A 16,217-nucleotide genomic window follows, 5' to 3' on the forward strand; every position below is an offset into this window, starting at 1 on the left:
CTGACCAGTCGGCCAGTCGGCTGATGACCGGCCGGCTGGTCGGTGAGCGGACCCGGCCCGGTCAGCGGTGGGTGCGCTGCACGTCGGAGCGGCGGTCCTCGCGCCCCTCCGGCCCGTCCCGGCCGTCCCGGGTCTCCAGGAACGATTCAGCCCGCGTGGCGGTCTCGTGGCCGGGCAGGGTCTTGAAGACCCACGTGCGGTACGACCAGAAGCGGAACAGCGTCGCGATGCCGATGCCGATGACTTTGAAGATGTTGCGCTGGAGCGAGCTTTCCCAGCCGAAGCCGTAGATCGCCACGTACAGGACGCCGTTCTCGATCACCAGGCCGACCGCGCTGAACGCCAGGAAGAGCGACAGCTCCCGCGTCCGGCCGCTCTTGTCGCGGTCACGGTAGGTGAAGTAGCGGAACCCCACGTAGTTGACGGCGATGGCGATGACCGTGGCGATGATGTTGGCCCGCACGGCCTGGAGGTTCGTGGTGTGCCACAGAAAGTTGGAGACGCCGAAATTCACCAGGGTCCCGAGCGCGCCCACGGCACCGAACTTGGCGACCTCACGGCCGAGCTGGTCGAGCCGCGCACGCCATGTGGCAGGTCCGTTCATCGTGCTTGCCCCAGCCCCCGTAGATTCCGATATATCGACCCCGTCATGCTAACCAGGCGGCTGGTCGGGCGCCTGGGGACGCCGGTAATCCTGGCACCGCGGGGCGGCCGATACCCTGGGGGTGTGACGTTCCCGGTAGTCGGCATGGTCGGCGGGGGGCAGCTCGCTCGTATGACACACGAGGCGGGCATCCCGCTCGGCATCAAGTTCAAGCTCCTCAGTGACACTCCTCAGGATTCCGCGGCGCAGGTGGTCAGCGATGTCGTCATAGGCGACTATCGCGACCTGGACACGCTGCGTGACTTCGCGCGGGGCTGTGACGTGATCACCTTCGATCACGAGCACGTGCCCACGGAGCACCTGCGGGCCCTGGAGGCGGACGGCATCCCTGTGCGCCCCGGACCCGATGCTCTGGTGCACGCCCAGGACAAGGGTGTGATGCGCGCGAAGCTCACGCAGATCGGTGCTCCCTGTCCGCGCCACCGCATGGTGAAGGACCCCGCCGACGTGGCGGCCTTCGCGACGGAGGGCGTCCCTGGCGGCGATTCCACCAGTGACGGGTTCCCCGTGATCCTCAAGACGGTGCGCGGCGGCTACGACGGGAAGGGGGTGTGGTTCGTACGGTCCCTGGAGGACGCGGCCGAGCCCTTCAAGGCCGGCGTCCCCGTCCTGGCGGAGGAGAAGGTCGACTTCGTACGGGAGCTCGCGGCCAATGTCGTCCGCTCCCCGCACGGCCAGGCCGTGGCCTACCCCGTCGTCGAGTCCCAGCAGGTCGACGGCGTGTGCGACACGGTGATCGCGCCCGCCCCCGGCCTCGACGAGGATCTCGCCCTGCGCGCCGAACAGCTGGCCCTCGGCATCGCGAAGGAGCTCGGTGTCGTCGGGCACCTCGCGGTGGAACTCTTCGAGACCCGCGACGGCCGCATCCTCGTCAACGAACTGGCGATGCGCCCGCACAACTCCGGCCACTGGACCCAGGACGGGGCCGTGACCTCGCAGTTCGCGAACCACGTCCGCGCCGTCCTCGACCTCCCCCTCGGCGACCCGCGCCCGCGCGCCCCCTGGACGGTCATGTGCAACGTCCTCGGCGGCGACTACCCGGACATGTACTCCGCGTACTTGCACTGCATGGCCCGCGACCCGAAGCTCAAGATCCACATGTACGGCAAGGACGTGAAGCCCGGACGCAAGGTGGGCCACGTCAACACCTACGGCGACGACCTGGACGACGTGCTGGAGCGCGCCCGTCACGCAGCCGGCTACCTCAGAGGAACGATCACCGAATGAGCACGTCCCCTGTCGTTGGCATTGTCATGGGTTCCGACTCCGACTGGCCCGTCATGGAGGCCGCCGCCCAGGCTCTCGACGAGTTCGAGATCCCCTACGAGGTGGATGTCGTCTCCGCGCACCGCATGCCGCGCGAGATGATCGCGTACGGCGAGAACGCCGACGGCCGCGGCCTCAAGGCGATCATCGCGGGTGCCGGGGGAGCCGCCCACCTGCCGGGCATGCTCGCCTCCGTGACCCCGCTGCCCGTCATCGGCGTCCCGGTCCCGCTGAAGTACCTCGACGGCATGGACAGCCTGCTGTCCATCGTGCAGATGCCCGCGGGCGTCCCCGTCGCCACCGTCTCCGTCGGCGGCGCGCGCAACGCGGGCCTGCTCGCGGCCCGTATCCTCGCCACCCACGACGAGGAACTCCTCGGCCGCATGCGGGAGTTCCAGCAGGAGCTGAACGACCAGGCCACGGAGAAGGGCAAGCGACTGCGCGCCAAGGTCGAGGGCGCGTCCGGCTTCGGCTTCGGGAAGTGACCCGATGACCACCTCCCTGGAGCGGGCCCGCGCGATACTCGCCGACTTCCCCGTCGTCGACGGCCACAACGACCTGCCGTGGGCACTGCGCGAGCAGGTCGCGTACGACATCGACGCGCGGGACATCGCCGTCGACCAGAGCGCGCATCTGCACACCGACCTGGCCCGGCTGCGGGCCGGCGGGGTCGGCGCGCAGTTCTGGTCCGTGTACGTGCGCTCCGACATGGCCGGCGACGTGGCCGTCAGCGCCACCCTGGAGCAGATCGACTGCGTCCAGCAGCTGATCGAGCGCTATCCGGCCGACCTGCGCCGCGCGCTGACGGCCGCCGACATGGAGGCCGCCCGCACCGAGGGCCGTATCGCGTCCCTCATGGGCGCCGAGGGCGGCCACTCCATCGACAACTCGCTGGCCACGCTGCGCGCGCTGCACACCCTGGGTGTGCGCTACATGACGCTCACGCACAACGACAACATCGCGTGGGCGGACTCGGCGACGGACGAGCCGGGCGTCGGCGGGCTCTCGCCCTTCGGCCACGAGGTCGTGCGGGAGATGAACCGGGCCGGCATGCTCGTCGACCTCTCGCACGTGGCGGCGACCACGATGCGGGCCGCGCTCGACACGTCGGTCGCGCCGGTGATCTTCTCCCACTCGTCCGCGCGCGCCGTGTGCGACCACCCGCGCAACATCCCGGACGACGTCCTGGAGCGGCTGCCCGCGAACGGCGGCGTCGCGATGGCCACGTTCGTGCCGAAGTTCGTCCTCCAGGCCGCCGTCGACTGGACGGCCGCCGCGGACGACAACCTGCGCGCGCACGGCTTCCACCACCTGGACACGTCGGCGGAGGCCATGAAGCTCCACGGCGCCTTCGAGGAGGAGCACCCGCGCCCGGTCGCCACCGTCTCCACGGTCGCCGACCACCTCGACCACATGCGCGAGGTCGCCGGCGTCGACCACATCGGCATCGGCGGCGACTACGACGGCACGGCGTTCCTGCCGGACGGCCTCGGTGACGTCTCGGGCTACCCGAACCTGATCGCGGAGCTCGTCGACCGCGGCTGGTCGGACGCCGACCTCGCCAAGCTGACCTGGCAGAACGCGGTACGGGTCCTCGGTGCGGCGGAGGACGTGGCCCGCGACGAGCAGGCGCGGCGCGGCCCGTCGAACGCGACGCTCGACCAGCTCGACGGCTGAGCGACCGGGCTCGACGGCCGGGCGACCTGGCTCGACGGCCGGGCGACCTGCGGAAACCTCCGGAGTGATGCCGCTCCGGAGGTTTGCGCGGCCCGAGGTGTCGCCCGAACGCGTCGCCCACCAGGTGGGTGCGGGCCATGTGACGGTGAACGTCACTGCCGACACCGTCGACGCCCGGAGCTTTGCCATGGCAGACCTGCAGGACGAACTGACCGCCACCGCCGAGGTGGGCGAGCTCGCCGAGCTCTCCTCACCGACCGAGGGGTGTGAGACGGGTGGCGGGCCCGCAGTCCGTCGGCCTCTGCGGCGCGTACGACACCGGAGCCGTGCACCCGGACGGCCTCGCCGCCGTCTCGCGCTTTCCGTACCTCATCGCGGAACTGATCGAGCGTGGCTGGCCGGAGTCAGATCTGGCACAGCTCACGTGGGGCAACGTCCAGCGCGTGCTGCGCGAGACGGAGTTCGCGGCACGGGCTGCCGCGCTGCGCCGCCCGCCGTCGACGGCGAGGAGCGAACGCCTCGACACCTGAAGGGTGCGCGGGGGAGCGGACTCAGCAGGCGCACAGGCAGAACGGGTGCCCCGCCGGGTCCGCGTAGACCCGCCAGGTGCGCGAGCGGTCCTCCGCGTCGAGGACCCTCGCGCCCAGGGCCAGGACGCCCTTCTCCGCCGTGTCGAGGTCCTCGACCGTGAGGTCCAGATGGAACTGCTGCGGCCGGTCGCGCGCGGGCCAGGCCGGCGGCTCGAAGTCGGGTGCCGCCTGGAACGCGAGCGGTCGGCCGCCCGGCACCTCCAGGTCGACCCATGTGCCGTCGTCGCTCGTCACTTCGCCGCCGAGCACCTCCGCGTAGAAATCGGCGAGCGCGCGCGGTTCGGGACAGTCCAGGACGACGACACCCAGCGTGGCGAGAGCCATGACATCTCCTCGGTGTGAGGGTTACCCATAGAGGACTTCAAGAGGTAACCGCGTTACTGCATGCTCCCGCAGTAGAGGTAACGTCGCAACCATGAATGACCGCGTGCCCGCACCCGGGGGACTGGCCCTGATCCAGGCCCTGGTGAACACCCTCGACATCGAGACGGGCGCCGACGCACTCGACACGGAGAAGGGGCGCGGGGCCCTCGGCCTCACTCAGGAGGAGACGGAACCGGCGCGCGAACTGCGCGAATCACTGCGCGTCGCCTGCCTCGCACACGGCGGGCACGCCCCCCATCGCTCGGTGACACCCCTGCACCGGCTGCTCGCGGAGGCCCCGCTCCTGGTCGCCGTCGACGCGACGGACGGCTCGGCCTCTCTCGCGCCGGCGGACCCGCACGCTCTCGTCTCGCGCGTCGCGGCGGCGATCGCCCAGGCGCACGCGGACGGCACCTGGCCCCGCCTGAAGGCCTGCGAGGCCCCCGACTGCCACTGGGTGTACTACGACCGCAGCCCGGCGGGCCGCGGTCGCTGGTGCTCGATGGCGGTGTGCGGAGCGCGCGCGAAGATGCGCCGCTACCGCGCGAAATAGAGGCTCAGGCAGCCGGGCGGCCCATCGCCCGGTACGTCCAGCCCGCCTTGCGCCACAGCACCGGGTCCAGCGCGTTGCGCCCGTCGAGGATCAGCCGCGTGCCGGCCAGGTCACCGAGCGCCGCCGGGTCCAGCTCGCGGAACTCGCGCCACTCCGTCAGGTGCAGCACCACGTCCGCGCCCCGCACGGCCGCCTCGGCGGACTCCGCGTAGCCGAGCGTGGGGAACAGGCGCCGCGCGTTGTCCATGCCCTTCGGGTCGTAGACCGTGACCTGGCCGCCCTGGAGGTGGATCTGCCCGGCCACGTTCAGCGCGGGGGAGTCCCGTACGTCGTCGGAGTCCGGCTTGAACGTGGCACCGAGCACTGCGACCCGCTTGCCCAGGAACGAGCCGCCGCCGAGCGCCTCGCGGGTCATCTCGACCATCTGGCCGCGGCGCCGCATGTTGATGGAGTCGATCTCGCGCAGGAACGTCAGCGCCTGGTCGGCGCCCAGCTCACCGGCTCGCGCCATGAACGCGCGGATGTCCTTGGGCAGACAGCCGCCGCCGAAGCCGATCCCGGCCCGCAGGAACTTGGACCCGATCCGCTCGTCGTAGCCGATCGCCTCGGCGAGCTTCGCGACGTCACCGCCCGCGGCCTCGCACACCTCGGCCATCGCGTTGATGAAGGAGATCTTCGTCGCGAGGAACGAGTTGGCGGCCGTCTTGACCAGCTCGGCCGTCGGGAAGTCCGTCACCACGAACGGCGAGCCCTGCCCGACCGGCGTCGCGTACACCTCGCGCAGGGTCTTCTCGGCGAGGTCGCTGCGCACGCCGACCACGATCCGGTCCGGGTGCAGCGTGTCCTGCACGGCGAAGCCCTCGCGCAGGAACTCCGGGTTCCAGGCCAGCTCGACCTCGCCGCCCGCGGGCGCCAGCTCCAGGATGCGGGCCGCGAGCCGCTCGGCGCTGCCGACGGGCACGGTCGACTTGCCGACGACGAGCGCCGGCTTGGCCAGGTGCTCGGCCAGTGACTCCACCGCGGCGTCGACGTAACTCATGTCGCAGGCGTACTCGCCGTGCTTCTGCGGGGTGTTCACGCACACGAAGTGGACGTCACCGAACTCGGCGACCTCGGCCCAGTCCATGGTGAAGCGCAGCCGCCCGGTCGACCCCTCGATGCCGGCGACGTGCTTGCGCAGCAGCTCCTCGAGACCGGGCTCGTACATGGGGACCTCGCCCCGCGTGAGCATCTCGATCTTCTCGGGCACGACATCGAGCCCGAGCACCTCGAAGCCGAGTTCGGCCATGGCGGCGGCGTGCGTGGCGCCGAGGTAGCCGGTGCCGATCACGGTGATCTTCAAGGCCATGGGAGCTCCAGAGGTGTACGGCTGCAGTGCGGCCCCGAGCATAGTCGGGCGTGGCACGGCCCCTCACAGGGCACGTTTCCCCTGTCGCGTAGCTCACGTATCCCTTAGGTGGGCAGAGGCATAAAATTTGGGTTACTTAACGGTAATTAGCGTCCTTGGAGCGTGAGTCACCTTGGCAGGTTCGCCCGAATTCGACCTGTACCGTCCGGCCGAAGAGCACGACATGCTCCGCGAGTCCGTGCGGGCTCTGTGCGAGGCGAAGATCGCGCCGTTCGCCGCGGCGGTGGACGAGGAGGCGCGTTTCCCGCAGGAGGCCCTCGACGCACTGGTCGCCAACGACCTCCAGGCGGTGCACGTACCGGAGTCCTACGGCGGCGCCGGGGCCGACGCCCTCGCGACCGTCATCGTGATCGAGGAGGTGGCCCGCGTCTGCGCCAGCTCCTCCCTCATCCCGGCCGTGAACAAGCTGGGCTCGCTGCCCGTCATCCTCTCCGGCTCCGAGGAACTGAAGAAGAAGTACATGACGCCGCTCGCCAAGGGCGAGGGCATGTTCTCGTACTGCCTCTCCGAGCCGGACGCGGGTTCGGACGCGGCGGGCATGAAGACGCGTGCGGTCCGCGACGGCGACTTCTGGGTCCTCAACGGCGTGAAGCGCTGGATCACCAACGCCGGCGCCTCCGAGTACTACACGGTCATGGCCGTCACCGACCCGACCAAGCGCTCGAAGGGCATCTCCGCCTTCGTCGTCGAGAAGTCCGACGAGGGCGTCTCCTTCGGCGCCCCGGAGAGGAAGCTCGGCATCAAGGGTTCCCCGACGCGCGAGGTCTACCTCGACAACGTCCGCATCCCCGCGGACCGCATGATCGGGGAAGAGGGCACCGGCTTCGCCACGGCGATGAAGACCCTGGACCACACCCGCGTCACCATCGCGGCGCAGGCCCTCGGCATCGCCCAGGGCGCCCTCGACTACGCCAAGGGCTACGTCAAGGAGCGCAAGCAGTTCGGCAAGCCGATCGCCGACTTCCAGGGCATCCAGTTCATGCTCGCCGACATGGCCATGAAGATCGAGGCCGCCCGCGCCCTGACCTACCAGGCCGCGGCCAAGTCGGAGCGAGGCGACGCGGACCTCACCTTCCAGGGCGCCGCGGCCAAGTGCTTCGCCTCGGACGTCGCCATGGAGGTCACCACGGACGCCGTCCAGCTCCTCGGCGGCTACGGCTACACCCGCGACTACCCGGTCGAGCGCATGATGCGCGACGCGAAGATCACGCAGATCTACGAAGGCACGAACCAGGTCCAGCGCATCGTCATGGCGCGCAACCTGCCGTAGTCCAGACCTCTGAAACAGCCCCCGGCGCCGCGCCGGGGGCTGTTCTACGCCCGGCCGATCTCACCAACTCCCAATGCGGCAAGGACCGTACGCGGTCTGTGACGTGTGTCGTACGCTGTGCGCCTGTGGTCGCGCCCCGAGGGGCGCGGGCCGCGTGGGGCCGGGGGGCCGCCGTACCTGCGGGCCGGCTCGTGACGCGCACTCCCGGTGCTTACAAGGGAGTTGGGGGATGGTCATGGGGGGCCTGACGGACCGGCACGTGGTCGGCCAGCGGATCGGTGACCTGGCCGACGAGGGCGGGCTCGCACCGAGAGCCGAGGAGCTCCAGGCGCTTGCCAAGGCGTTGCGTGCCGCGGACACCGACGGCCTCGGTACCTGGGCCGACCTCGACCTGCTCGCCGCGTACGGGCGGCCCGAGAGCGTGGCGGTCGACCCGGCCGTCGAACACAAGGCGTGGGGCTGGCTGGAGGCCGGGCTCGGCGCGCTGGTCTTCCTGCCGCTGCTGTTCACCTGGCACGGTCTGACCCAGGCGTCCAGCGCGTACGGGGCCCTTACGGGCGACAACCCGAAGGCCGCGGCGCGGCCCTTCCTCCAGCTGTGGCAGTCCGGGTTCGAGGGGCACCTCGCCGGGCTCTACACCTTCGGCACGGTCGCGATGAGCGCGACGGTCGCGATCGCGTGCTGTTCGCGCTGGCGCTCGTGCACAGCTTCCGCAAGGCGGCGGTCGACCGTCGAGAGGAGGCCGCGCGCCGTGCCGCCGAGCAGCTGATGGCGCGTCTGGTGCCGGCCCTCAGCCGTGCCCAGCTCGTCCTCAACGAACACAGGATGTCGTCCCCGGTCAGGTTCGCCGCCGAACTGACGGGGGCAGCCAAGACGCTGACCCGGCTCGGCAACCGGGCCGCGAAGACCAACGCCGAACTCGCCGCCGCCGCCGAGACGGTCGGCGCGGCCCTCAAGGAGGCGGAGCGCCAGCTGGGCGCGGTCGGCACCTCCGTACGGCCGCTGGAGGAGGCTGCCGGACGGATCGAGACGGCCGTCAGCGGCAGCGGCGCGATGGTGCGCGAGGCGCTGGAGGAGGTCCGGGCCGTGAACGGCGAGGTCCGCGACAGCCTCGGCAGGGCCGGGGAGCGCGTCGAGGACTCCGTGACCGTACTCGCCGCCTCGCAGCGGTCGTTCACGACCGGCGTCGAGGTCGCCGCCGATGTGTCGGCGCAGGTTCTGGGGCGCCTTGACGCAGCCGCGGAGGAGTCCGCGCGGCTCTTCGCCGCCGCCGAGGAGTCGGTACGGGAGTCCCGGAAGGTGGCGGAGGAGACGCAGGACGCCGTGCGGGACTCCCAGAGCGCCGCGCAGGAGACCCGGACCGTGGTGCGGGCGATGGCCCAGCAGACCGGTGCCCTGCGCGAGACCGCCGAGAAGTTCGCGCAGCTGGTGGCGGTGGTGCAGACCTCCGGGGGAGTCGGTCTGCCCGTCCCCCGGCCGCCGGAGGGCGCGCCGCCGGCGCAGCCCGTACCGTCGTGGCCCGCGCGCGGTGTGGATCTCGGCAAGCCCGGCGACGCGGGTGAGGCCAGGGGGCACTCCGTCGAGGACGCGGTGCCGGGCCGGCCGGGCTCCGCGGGATGAGGGCGCGCGGGTTCAACCCGCTGCACCTGGCGGGCTGGCTCTTCGCCGACATGCTGCTGGTCCTCGCGCTCGTCGCGATGGGCGACCAGGGCGACCCCCAGGCCGCGGAGGCCCGACCGACGCCCTCGGCGTCCGCGAGCGGGAAGCCCGCACCGTCGAAGAGCCCCGAGCACAAGGGCCCGCGCGCGGTGACCCGTACGCCCGTCAAGGTGTCCATCGACGCCGCTCAGGGGGACCGGGACCGTATCGAGGAGCGGCTGCGCGCGGTGACGGAGAAGTACCGGGGACGGCAGGCGGCGTTCGTCCTCACCTTCGGCCGCAACAGCGACCCGGGCGCCGGCGGCGCGTACGCCCACCAGGTCAACTCGCTGCTGACGAAGGCCCGTCCGGACATGTTCAGGAACGCGACCACCCGCGACTTCTGGAAGGGCGCGGCCACCGGGGGCCATGCCGACATCGAGATCTACTTCTACACCTACGCGAACTGACGACAGGCTTTCCGGAGGCACGAGGCCATGCAGATTCTGCCGTTCTACCTGCTGTGCGACGAGTCGGGCTCGATGACGGGGGACCCGATCGAGGCGATCAACAGCGCATTGCCCGAGCTTCACCACGAGATCAGCACCAATCCGACGGTCGCCGACAAGACCCGGTTCTGCCTGATCGGTTTCTCCGACGACGCGAAGGTGCTGCAACCCCTGGTCGACCTGAGCGACATCGAGGAGGTCCCGGCGCTCGCCGCGGGCGGACTGACGTCGTACGGCGCGGCCTTCCGCGAGCTCCTGCGCTGTGTCGAGGCGGACGTCGCGTCGCTGAAGGCGCAGGGGCACGAGGTGTACCGGCCGGTCGCGTTCTTCCTGTCCGACGGCATTCCGACCGACGACGGCTGGGAGCAGGACCACAAGGACCTGCTCGGCTCGAAGTACGCCCCGAAGATCATCGCTTTCGGGATCGGTGACGCGGAGGCCTCGACGATCGGGCAGGTGGCGAACTTCCGCGCGTTCATGCAGCAGGACTCGACCGTGTCACCGGCGAAGGCCCTGCGGGAGTTCGCCTCCAGCCTGACCCGTTCCATCGTCCGGTCGGCGAGCAGCATCCCGGCCGACGGCGGGAGCGGTTTCACCCTGGCCGTGGACGAGACCGTCCCGGGCTTCTCCACCGTCTCCCTCGACAAGCTGTGAGCGAAGGGCGTACGCGGATGAACGAGAGCGAGGAAGCGGCCCGGCGGCACTGGACGCCGACCGACCCGCACGGCTTCGTGGTGTCGGACGGCGCCCCGGCGGTGCGGGACGACTATGAGCTGCCGGCGTCGGTGCAGGGCGCCGACGGTCCGGCCCTCACCTCATCTCCCGTCCCCGCTCTCGGCGCGCCCGCCCACAGCGGTCCGAAGGCGCCGAGCTATCCGCCCGTCCCGCAGGGACTGCCCGCCGTGACAGGGGACCTGGCGGCGGCCGTGCTGCCGGACATCGTCCTCGACGGTGCCGCGTACCCGGGACTGAGCGTCCGCGCCGCCTCCGTACGCGGGGACTCGCACCGCTATGCCGGGGAGCCGCGGCAGGACGCGCTGTGCGTGACCCGCGTCGGTGGCGACGAGCACGGCGGTGAGCTGCTGATGCTCGCGGTCGCCGACGGAGTGGGCTCGGCCCCGCGCTCACACGTCGGGTCCAACGAGGCCTGCCGCCTGGCCGCGCGCTACCTCGACCGCTCCACGTCCCTGCACGAGTCGATCCGCACCGGCGACGCCGAGCGGTTCCAGCGCACGGCCGACGACGTGGTGCGCCAGATCGGCAACCTGCTGGGCGACCTCGCGTTGCAGCACGGCGAGCGCCCGGACGCCTTCGCCACCACACTGCGGATCCTGTTGGTCCCGCTCGACCCGCGCATACGCACCCGCGGCTTCCTGGCGGTCGGGGACGGCGGCACGGCCCTGCTGCGCCGCGGCTACTGGCACCTGGACGTCGTGACAGACGCCGACGGCGACAAGGACAGCGACGTCATCGACACGCGCACCGCGGCGCTGCCGCGCGCCCGCAGCGCCGTGACGCGCCTGCTCCACGCGCACGCCGGCGACGTCCTCGTCCTCAGCACGGACGGCCTGTCGTCCCCGCTGGCGGGCGACGCCGGTATGCGGGACTTCCTCGCCGAGGCGTGGAACGGCGACGAGGTCCCGGCGCCGGCCGACTTCCTCTGGCAGTTCCAGTACCGGGTCAAGTCCTACGACGACGATCGCACCGCCGTCGTCCTGTGGGAGCACGGGGAGGCGCAGTGACGTTCCACAACGGCGCCGATCTCCCGTACAGCGGGCTCAAGTTGCTCGGCAAGACGGGGGACGGCGGGCAGGGCGAGGTGCACGCGGTCGGCGGCCCCGGTGACCTCCTCTACAAGAGCTACCGCGAGCCGCACAAGGTCGATGGATCCTCCCTGGCGGCCCTGGTGGCGTACCGTCAGGCTCTTGCCGCCGCCGACAGGGAACGCCTCGACGCGGAGACCGCGTGGCCGCTGTGCAGGGTCCTCGACGCGGGGACGGTCACCGGGTTCCTGATGCGCAGGGCGCCGGCGACGACCAACTGGCGCACGCCCAGAGGCGATACGAAGCTCATCGAGCTGTCCTATCTGCTCCGTGAGCCCAAGGCGGCCTGGCAGGCGGTGCCGCAGCCGGAGCCGGATGCCCGGCTCGGGATCGCCGTCGCCCTGGCCGGGCTGTTCGGGCGGCTGCACGCGGCGGGGCTCGTGGTCGGTGACCTGTCGCAGGCCAATGTGCTGTGGACCCTCACGCCCGAGCCCGCCGTCTTCCTGCTCGACTGCGACGGCATCCGGCTCGTCGGCCGGCCCGCCGTGCTCGACCAGGCGGACACCCCTGACTGGCACGACCCGCTCGCCCCGGCCGGGACGGCCACCGTCGACAGCGACCGGTACAAGGCGTCACTGATGATCGGGCGGGTGCTGATGCGGGACCCGTACGCGCATCCGGGCCGGCCGATGGTGCCGCTCTCCGGCGTCCTCGACGACCGGCGCGAGGCGGCGGTGCGCGGCCTCTGGGCCCGCGCGGCCGGTCCCTACGGGAGCCGGCCCGATCTCGGGCAGTGGCAGACCGCGCTCGCCGGACGCGAGACGATCAAGCTGATCGCGGCCGCTCCGGCGCCCCGCCCCGCGGTCGACCGTTCGATGTTCGACACCGCCCGGCAGCGCGGCACGATACAGCTGAACGGCCGGGGAGGACCGGGGCAGCCGGCCTGAGCCGGAGATCCGAACCGGCCAACTGCCCCGTCTCTCGCGTCAGTTGCCCGAGACCGTCACGGTCTCGTCGTTCTTGAGCTCGCCCACCAGTTGCTTGACCTTGGTCTTGTCCCAGACGAGGTTGCCGTTGACGGAGCCGGAGACCGGCATGTTCATCGACTTGCCGTCGCCGCCCGTGACGCCCTTCATGGCGAAGAACATCGAGCCCAGGTCCCACAGGCTCATGTCCTTGTCGACGACGAGCGAGTCGAGGCCCGCGCCCATCGTCGGGTAGAGCTTGAACGGGTTCATGACCGTCGACGGGGTGGCCACCTGGTGGGCCAGCGCCGACAGGAACGCCTGCTGGTTCTTGGTGCGCTGGAGGTCGCTCGCCGCGAACGCGTGGCGCGTACGGACGAAGGCCAGGGCCTGCTGGCCGTTCAGCGTCTGCTTGCCCTTCTGGAAGTCGGCTCCGGACCACTTGTCCTTGAAGCCCTCCTTCAGGTTCATCTCGACGCCGCCGACCGCGTCCACGATCTTCGCGAAGCCGCCGAAGCCGATCTCCGCGTAGTGGTCGATGTGCAGCCCGGTGTTGAACTCGACGGTCCGAACGAGCAGTTCGGGGCCGTCCTCCGCGTAGGCGGCGTTGAGCTTCACCTGGCGGCCCTGGTTCGGGTAGAGCTTGCCGGAGTCCGAGCCCTTGTAGGACGGGATGGTGACGTTCGAGTCACGCGGCAGGGAGATCATCGTGCTGCCGTTGTCGCCGGTGTGCAGGATCATCATCGTGTCCGTGCGCTTGCCCTCGGCGGACCCGGTGTGCAGCTTCTTCTTCTCCGCGTCGGACATTCCGGCCCGGCTGTCGGTGCCGACGATGAGGTAGTTCGTGCCCTGGCCCGTCTCGGGCCTGTCTATGACCTTGGCGAGGTCGACGTCACGGTGGAGCTTGGAGTCGGCCCAGAAGTACGTGCCGATGCTCACACCGACGAACACGACGACGAGGGTGAGGACGGCCCACTTGATGCGCCGGCGCCAGTTCGGCCGCGGACGCGGGGGCGCGTACCCGTCGGCCGGATCGTTGTCGTTCGGTACGTAGCCGCCGCCGCGTCCGCCGCCACCGCCGTAGACCTGGCCGGTGTTGTAGCCGCTGTCGTACTGGTCCCCGTAGCCCTCGCCGTACGAGGGCTGCGCCGGGACCGTGGGCCGGGGCGGCGCGGAGCGGCGGGGGCCGCCGCCCTGTCCGCGCTGCACATGCGGCATCGCGCGGGCGCCCTCGGGGCGCGCGCTGGCACTGCCGCGACCGTAACCGCGGTCGCCGCCGCCCTGACTGTCGCCCCAACCCTCTGGCCAATCGTTCATGGCCCCAGTGTGCAGTCCTGGGCTGTGTGCCCCACAAGGGTGGGTAGCGAATCGGGCCAGGGCTGTTGCAGAGCTGACACAAAGCAGCCCGTGTCCTGCCCGGCATAAGGTGGAGGCCATGACAGACCAGGCCCGCGGCACGGAATCCGAAATTCCGGGTAAGCCGACCTCAGCTTCCCGTACGACGTTGTCGCACATCATGACCCACAACGACACCAACCTGCTCGGAACGGTACATGGTGGCGTGATCATGAAACTGGTCGACGACTCGGCGGGCGCCGTGGCCGGACGGCACTCGGGCGGACCCGCCGTCACCGCCTCGATGGACGAGATGGTCTTCCTGGAGCCGGTGCGTGTGGGCGACCTGGTCCATGTGAAGGCACAGGTCAACTGGACGGGCCGCACCTCCATGGAGGTCGGGGTCCGGGTCCTCGCCGAACGCTGGAACGAGTCGACGCCGGCCCAGCAGGTCGGCTCCGCGTATCTCGTGTTCGCCGCGGTCGACGCCGACGGCAAGCCCCGCTCGGTGCCGCCCGTGCTCCCGGAGAGCGAGCGCGACAAGCGGCGCTACCAGGAGGCCCAGATCCGCCGCCAGCACCGGCTCGCGCGCCGCCGCGCGATCAAGGAACTGCGGGAGCAGCGCGCGGCCGACGGCATCGAGGACTAGGCCCAGGACCAGGCCCTTTTGCTCGGCGGCGGCGGGGCGTCAACCGCACGCGACCTGGTCCCCGGTGACCGCCCCGAACTGGCCCTGGCGGTCGTCCTCGGCCCGCACCGCGCTGACCGCCTTGAAGTCGGGGCCCGCCACCACCTTCAGTACCGCGCCCTGTCCGTTCACGGCCTGGAGCTGCGCGCCGGGCAGCGCCGTCGCCAGCGCCTTCGCCGACCGGTCCCAGCGCGGGTCGTAGAGAACCACGGTGTGCTGGGCGGTGCGCTGCGCCGCGTTCATCGGCGTACCGCTCGTGCGGAACCCCGTCGCCCGCAGCCCCGCGTCCACCTTCCTGCCGAGACCCGGTGTCATCGTGCCGTTCTCGACCTGGACGCGGATCTGCTGCGGGGCGACGCCGACGACCGTCTCCTTCTTGTTCTTGTGGTGCACGGCGAGCGGCTTGTCCTCGCGCAGCGCCTCGAACAGCTTCCCGGACTTCACCGGATCCCACTTCACCGTCGAGCCGATGCCCTGGACCGGGAAGCTGACGTTGCCGATCGGCACGGTCGTGAACTCCGAGGACGACGGTGAGAACCTCCGCATCGCCTGCCCGAGCTCGACCATCTGGTCCGTGCCGAACTCCCGGTCCGCGCGCACGGAGCTGAGCAGGGTGTGAGCCACATCACGGAACTTGACCGGGTTCAGGAGCACCCCGGACGACGTGGTCTTCGCGATGAGCGCGGCGAGGAAGCGCTGCTGGCGCTGCATCCGGCCCAGGTCGCCCGCCCCGTCGGTGTGCCGGGCGCGCACGTACTGGAGGGCCTGGCCGCCGTCGAGCGTGTGTGTGCCGACGGCCATGTCGAGCCCGGTGTACGAGTCCTTGAGCGGCTTGGCCGTGCAGATCTCGACGCCGCCGAGCACGTCCACCGTCTTCATGAAGCTGGTGAAGTCGACCTCGAGATAGTGGTCGATCTTCACGCCGGTCATGTGCTCGACGGTGCGCACGGTCAGATGGGGCCCGCCCTCCGCATACGCCGCGTTGATCTTCACCGGGTGCTGGTGGTGCAGCTGGCCCGTCGTCTGGTCGGTGTGCGAGGGGATCTCGGCGTACGAGTCCCGGGGCAGGCTGACGATGCTCGCGCGGTCCCGGTCGGCGGAGAGGTGCACGATCATGATCGTGTCCGTGCAGTGACAGGGCGCGCCGCCCAGCCGGTACTTCTTCTTCTCCGCCGGGGTGATCTTGTCGCGGCCGTCGGTGCCCACGAGCAGCACGTTCATCCCGTGACCGCCGGAGGGCCGGTTCTTCATGTCCTTGAAGGGGTCGATGCGGTTGATCTCGGTGTCGAGGCCGGTGACGACCGCGTGCCCGATCCCGGCGGCCGCGAGGACCGTGACCGAGACCGTCGTTGCCACCCGCATGGCCCACCGGGACTTCTTCCTCCGTACGGGGGCGGGCACGGGGGGACGGCCGCGCTCCTGCCGTGGGGGACGTGGTGGGCGTGCGGGGGATCGGGTCGGCGGACTGGGCACGTGGGGGACACCTCCGAGAAGGTGGGCGTGGGATCGCGAGCACCGTAGGCCGATA

At 70.9% G+C, this 16,217-nt stretch carries 17 protein-coding genes and 1 pseudogene; 13 read left to right on the plus strand and 5 right to left on the minus strand.

What is annotated here, in order from left to right:
• Positions 1-61 precede the first annotated feature (61 nt).
• Positions 62-604 carry a GtrA family protein gene (locus tag OG758_RS29090; protein ID WP_326712652.1) on the minus strand — a complete coding sequence of 181 codons (543 nt, stop codon included), beginning with the start codon at positions 602-604 and terminating at the stop codon, positions 62-64.
• A 123-nt stretch (positions 605-727) separates the two neighbouring features.
• Here OG758_RS29090 and OG758_RS29095 point away from each other — a divergent pair, with 123 nt between their 5' ends.
• The 4 genes and pseudogenes from OG758_RS29095 to OG758_RS29110 form a co-directional block, all read left to right on the plus strand.
• Positions 728-1,891 carry a 5-(carboxyamino)imidazole ribonucleotide synthase gene (locus tag OG758_RS29095; protein ID WP_326712653.1) on the plus strand — a complete coding sequence of 388 codons (1,164 nt, stop codon included), beginning with the start codon at positions 728-730 and terminating at the stop codon, positions 1,889-1,891.
• Positions 1,888-2,415, plus strand: a complete 528-nt coding sequence (gene purE / locus OG758_RS29100; RefSeq protein ID WP_326712654.1) for a 5-(carboxyamino)imidazole ribonucleotide mutase — start codon at positions 1,888-1,890, stop codon at positions 2,413-2,415. Before OG758_RS29095 ends, purE begins: the two co-directional genes overlap by 4 nt.
• Before the next feature lie 4 nt (positions 2,416-2,419).
• Positions 2,420-3,607, plus strand: coding sequence for a dipeptidase (locus OG758_RS29105; RefSeq protein ID WP_326712655.1), 1,188 nt, complete (start codon positions 2,420-2,422; stop codon positions 3,605-3,607).
• Positions 3,608-3,873: 266 nt separating this feature from the next.
• Positions 3,874-4,137: pseudogene (locus tag OG758_RS29110) on the plus strand (membrane dipeptidase); the annotation flags it as partial.
• 21 nt (positions 4,138-4,158) lie between these two features.
• Here OG758_RS29110 and OG758_RS29115 read toward each other — a convergent pair.
• Positions 4,159-4,521 carry a VOC family protein gene (locus OG758_RS29115; protein WP_326712656.1) on the minus strand — a complete coding sequence of 121 codons (363 nt, stop codon included), beginning with the start codon at positions 4,519-4,521 and terminating at the stop codon, positions 4,159-4,161.
• Between the two features lie 91 nt (positions 4,522-4,612).
• On the opposite strand from OG758_RS29115, the gene OG758_RS29120 reads away from it, so the two are divergent.
• Complete coding sequence (locus OG758_RS29120) at positions 4,613-5,113, plus strand: CGNR zinc finger domain-containing protein (RefSeq protein ID WP_326712657.1); 501 nt, start codon at positions 4,613-4,615, stop codon at positions 5,111-5,113.
• Positions 5,114-5,117: 4 nt separating this feature from the next.
• Here OG758_RS29120 and OG758_RS29125 read toward each other — a convergent pair whose 3' ends face one another.
• On the minus strand, positions 5,118-6,461 hold the full coding sequence (locus tag OG758_RS29125) for a UDP-glucose dehydrogenase family protein (protein WP_326712658.1): 1,344 nt from the start codon (positions 6,459-6,461) through the stop codon (positions 5,118-5,120).
• Between the two features lie 172 nt (positions 6,462-6,633).
• Here OG758_RS29125 and OG758_RS29130 point away from each other — a divergent pair, with 172 nt between their 5' ends.
• The 7 genes from OG758_RS29130 to OG758_RS29160 all read left to right on the plus strand — a co-directional run bounded on the left by OG758_RS29130 (position 6,634) and on the right by OG758_RS29160 (position 12,648).
• Positions 6,634-7,791 (plus strand): acyl-CoA dehydrogenase, encoded by a 1,158-nt coding sequence (locus OG758_RS29130; RefSeq protein WP_326712659.1) that lies wholly within the window; start codon positions 6,634-6,636, stop codon positions 7,789-7,791.
• Positions 7,792-8,026: 235 nt separating this feature from the next.
• Positions 8,027-8,560 (plus strand): hypothetical protein, encoded by a 534-nt coding sequence (locus OG758_RS29135; protein WP_326712660.1) that lies wholly within the window; start codon positions 8,027-8,029, stop codon positions 8,558-8,560.
• Complete coding sequence (locus OG758_RS29140; protein WP_326712661.1) at positions 8,470-9,411, plus strand: hypothetical protein; 942 nt, start codon at positions 8,470-8,472, stop codon at positions 9,409-9,411. The genes OG758_RS29135 and OG758_RS29140 overlap by 91 nt, the downstream gene beginning before the upstream one ends.
• Entirely contained in the window at positions 9,408-9,899 is a 492-nt protein-coding gene (locus OG758_RS29145) for a hypothetical protein (protein ID WP_326712662.1), read from the plus strand. The genes OG758_RS29140 and OG758_RS29145 overlap by 4 nt, the downstream gene beginning before the upstream one ends.
• A gap of 27 nt (positions 9,900-9,926) precedes the next feature.
• Positions 9,927-10,592, plus strand: coding sequence for a vWA domain-containing protein (locus OG758_RS29150; protein WP_326712663.1), 666 nt, complete (start codon positions 9,927-9,929; stop codon positions 10,590-10,592).
• Positions 10,593-10,609: 17 nt separating this feature from the next.
• A complete protein-coding gene (locus OG758_RS29155) occupies positions 10,610-11,680 on the plus strand; it encodes a protein phosphatase 2C domain-containing protein (protein ID WP_326712664.1) in 1,071 nt (356 codons plus the stop codon).
• On the plus strand, positions 11,677-12,648 hold the full coding sequence (locus OG758_RS29160; protein WP_326712665.1) for a hypothetical protein: 972 nt from the start codon (positions 11,677-11,679) through the stop codon (positions 12,646-12,648). Before OG758_RS29155 ends, OG758_RS29160 begins: the two co-directional genes overlap by 4 nt.
• A gap of 39 nt (positions 12,649-12,687) precedes the next feature.
• Here the strand turns inward: OG758_RS29160 and OG758_RS29165 are convergent, their stop codons facing one another.
• The gene (locus tag OG758_RS29165; protein WP_326712666.1) at positions 12,688-13,983 is read right to left on the minus strand and encodes an LCP family protein; all 1,296 of its coding nucleotides are present in this window, start codon (positions 13,981-13,983) and stop codon (positions 12,688-12,690) included.
• A gap of 118 nt (positions 13,984-14,101) precedes the next feature.
• On the opposite strand from OG758_RS29165, the gene OG758_RS29170 reads away from it, so the two are divergent.
• The gene (locus OG758_RS29170) at positions 14,102-14,650 is read left to right on the plus strand and encodes an acyl-CoA thioesterase (protein ID WP_266563471.1); all 549 of its coding nucleotides are present in this window, start codon (positions 14,102-14,104) and stop codon (positions 14,648-14,650) included.
• Positions 14,651-14,689: 39 nt separating this feature from the next.
• Here the strand turns inward: OG758_RS29170 and OG758_RS29175 are convergent, their stop codons facing one another.
• Positions 14,690-16,162 carry an LCP family protein gene (locus OG758_RS29175; RefSeq protein WP_442810355.1) on the minus strand — a complete coding sequence of 491 codons (1,473 nt, stop codon included), beginning with the start codon at positions 16,160-16,162 and terminating at the stop codon, positions 14,690-14,692.
• Between the last annotated feature and the right edge of the window lie 55 nt (positions 16,163-16,217).

The sequence above is a fragment of the Streptomyces sp. NBC_01474 genome, from assembly GCF_035918215.1.
Lineage (GTDB): Bacteria > Actinomycetota > Actinomycetes > Streptomycetales > Streptomycetaceae > Streptomyces > Streptomyces aureus.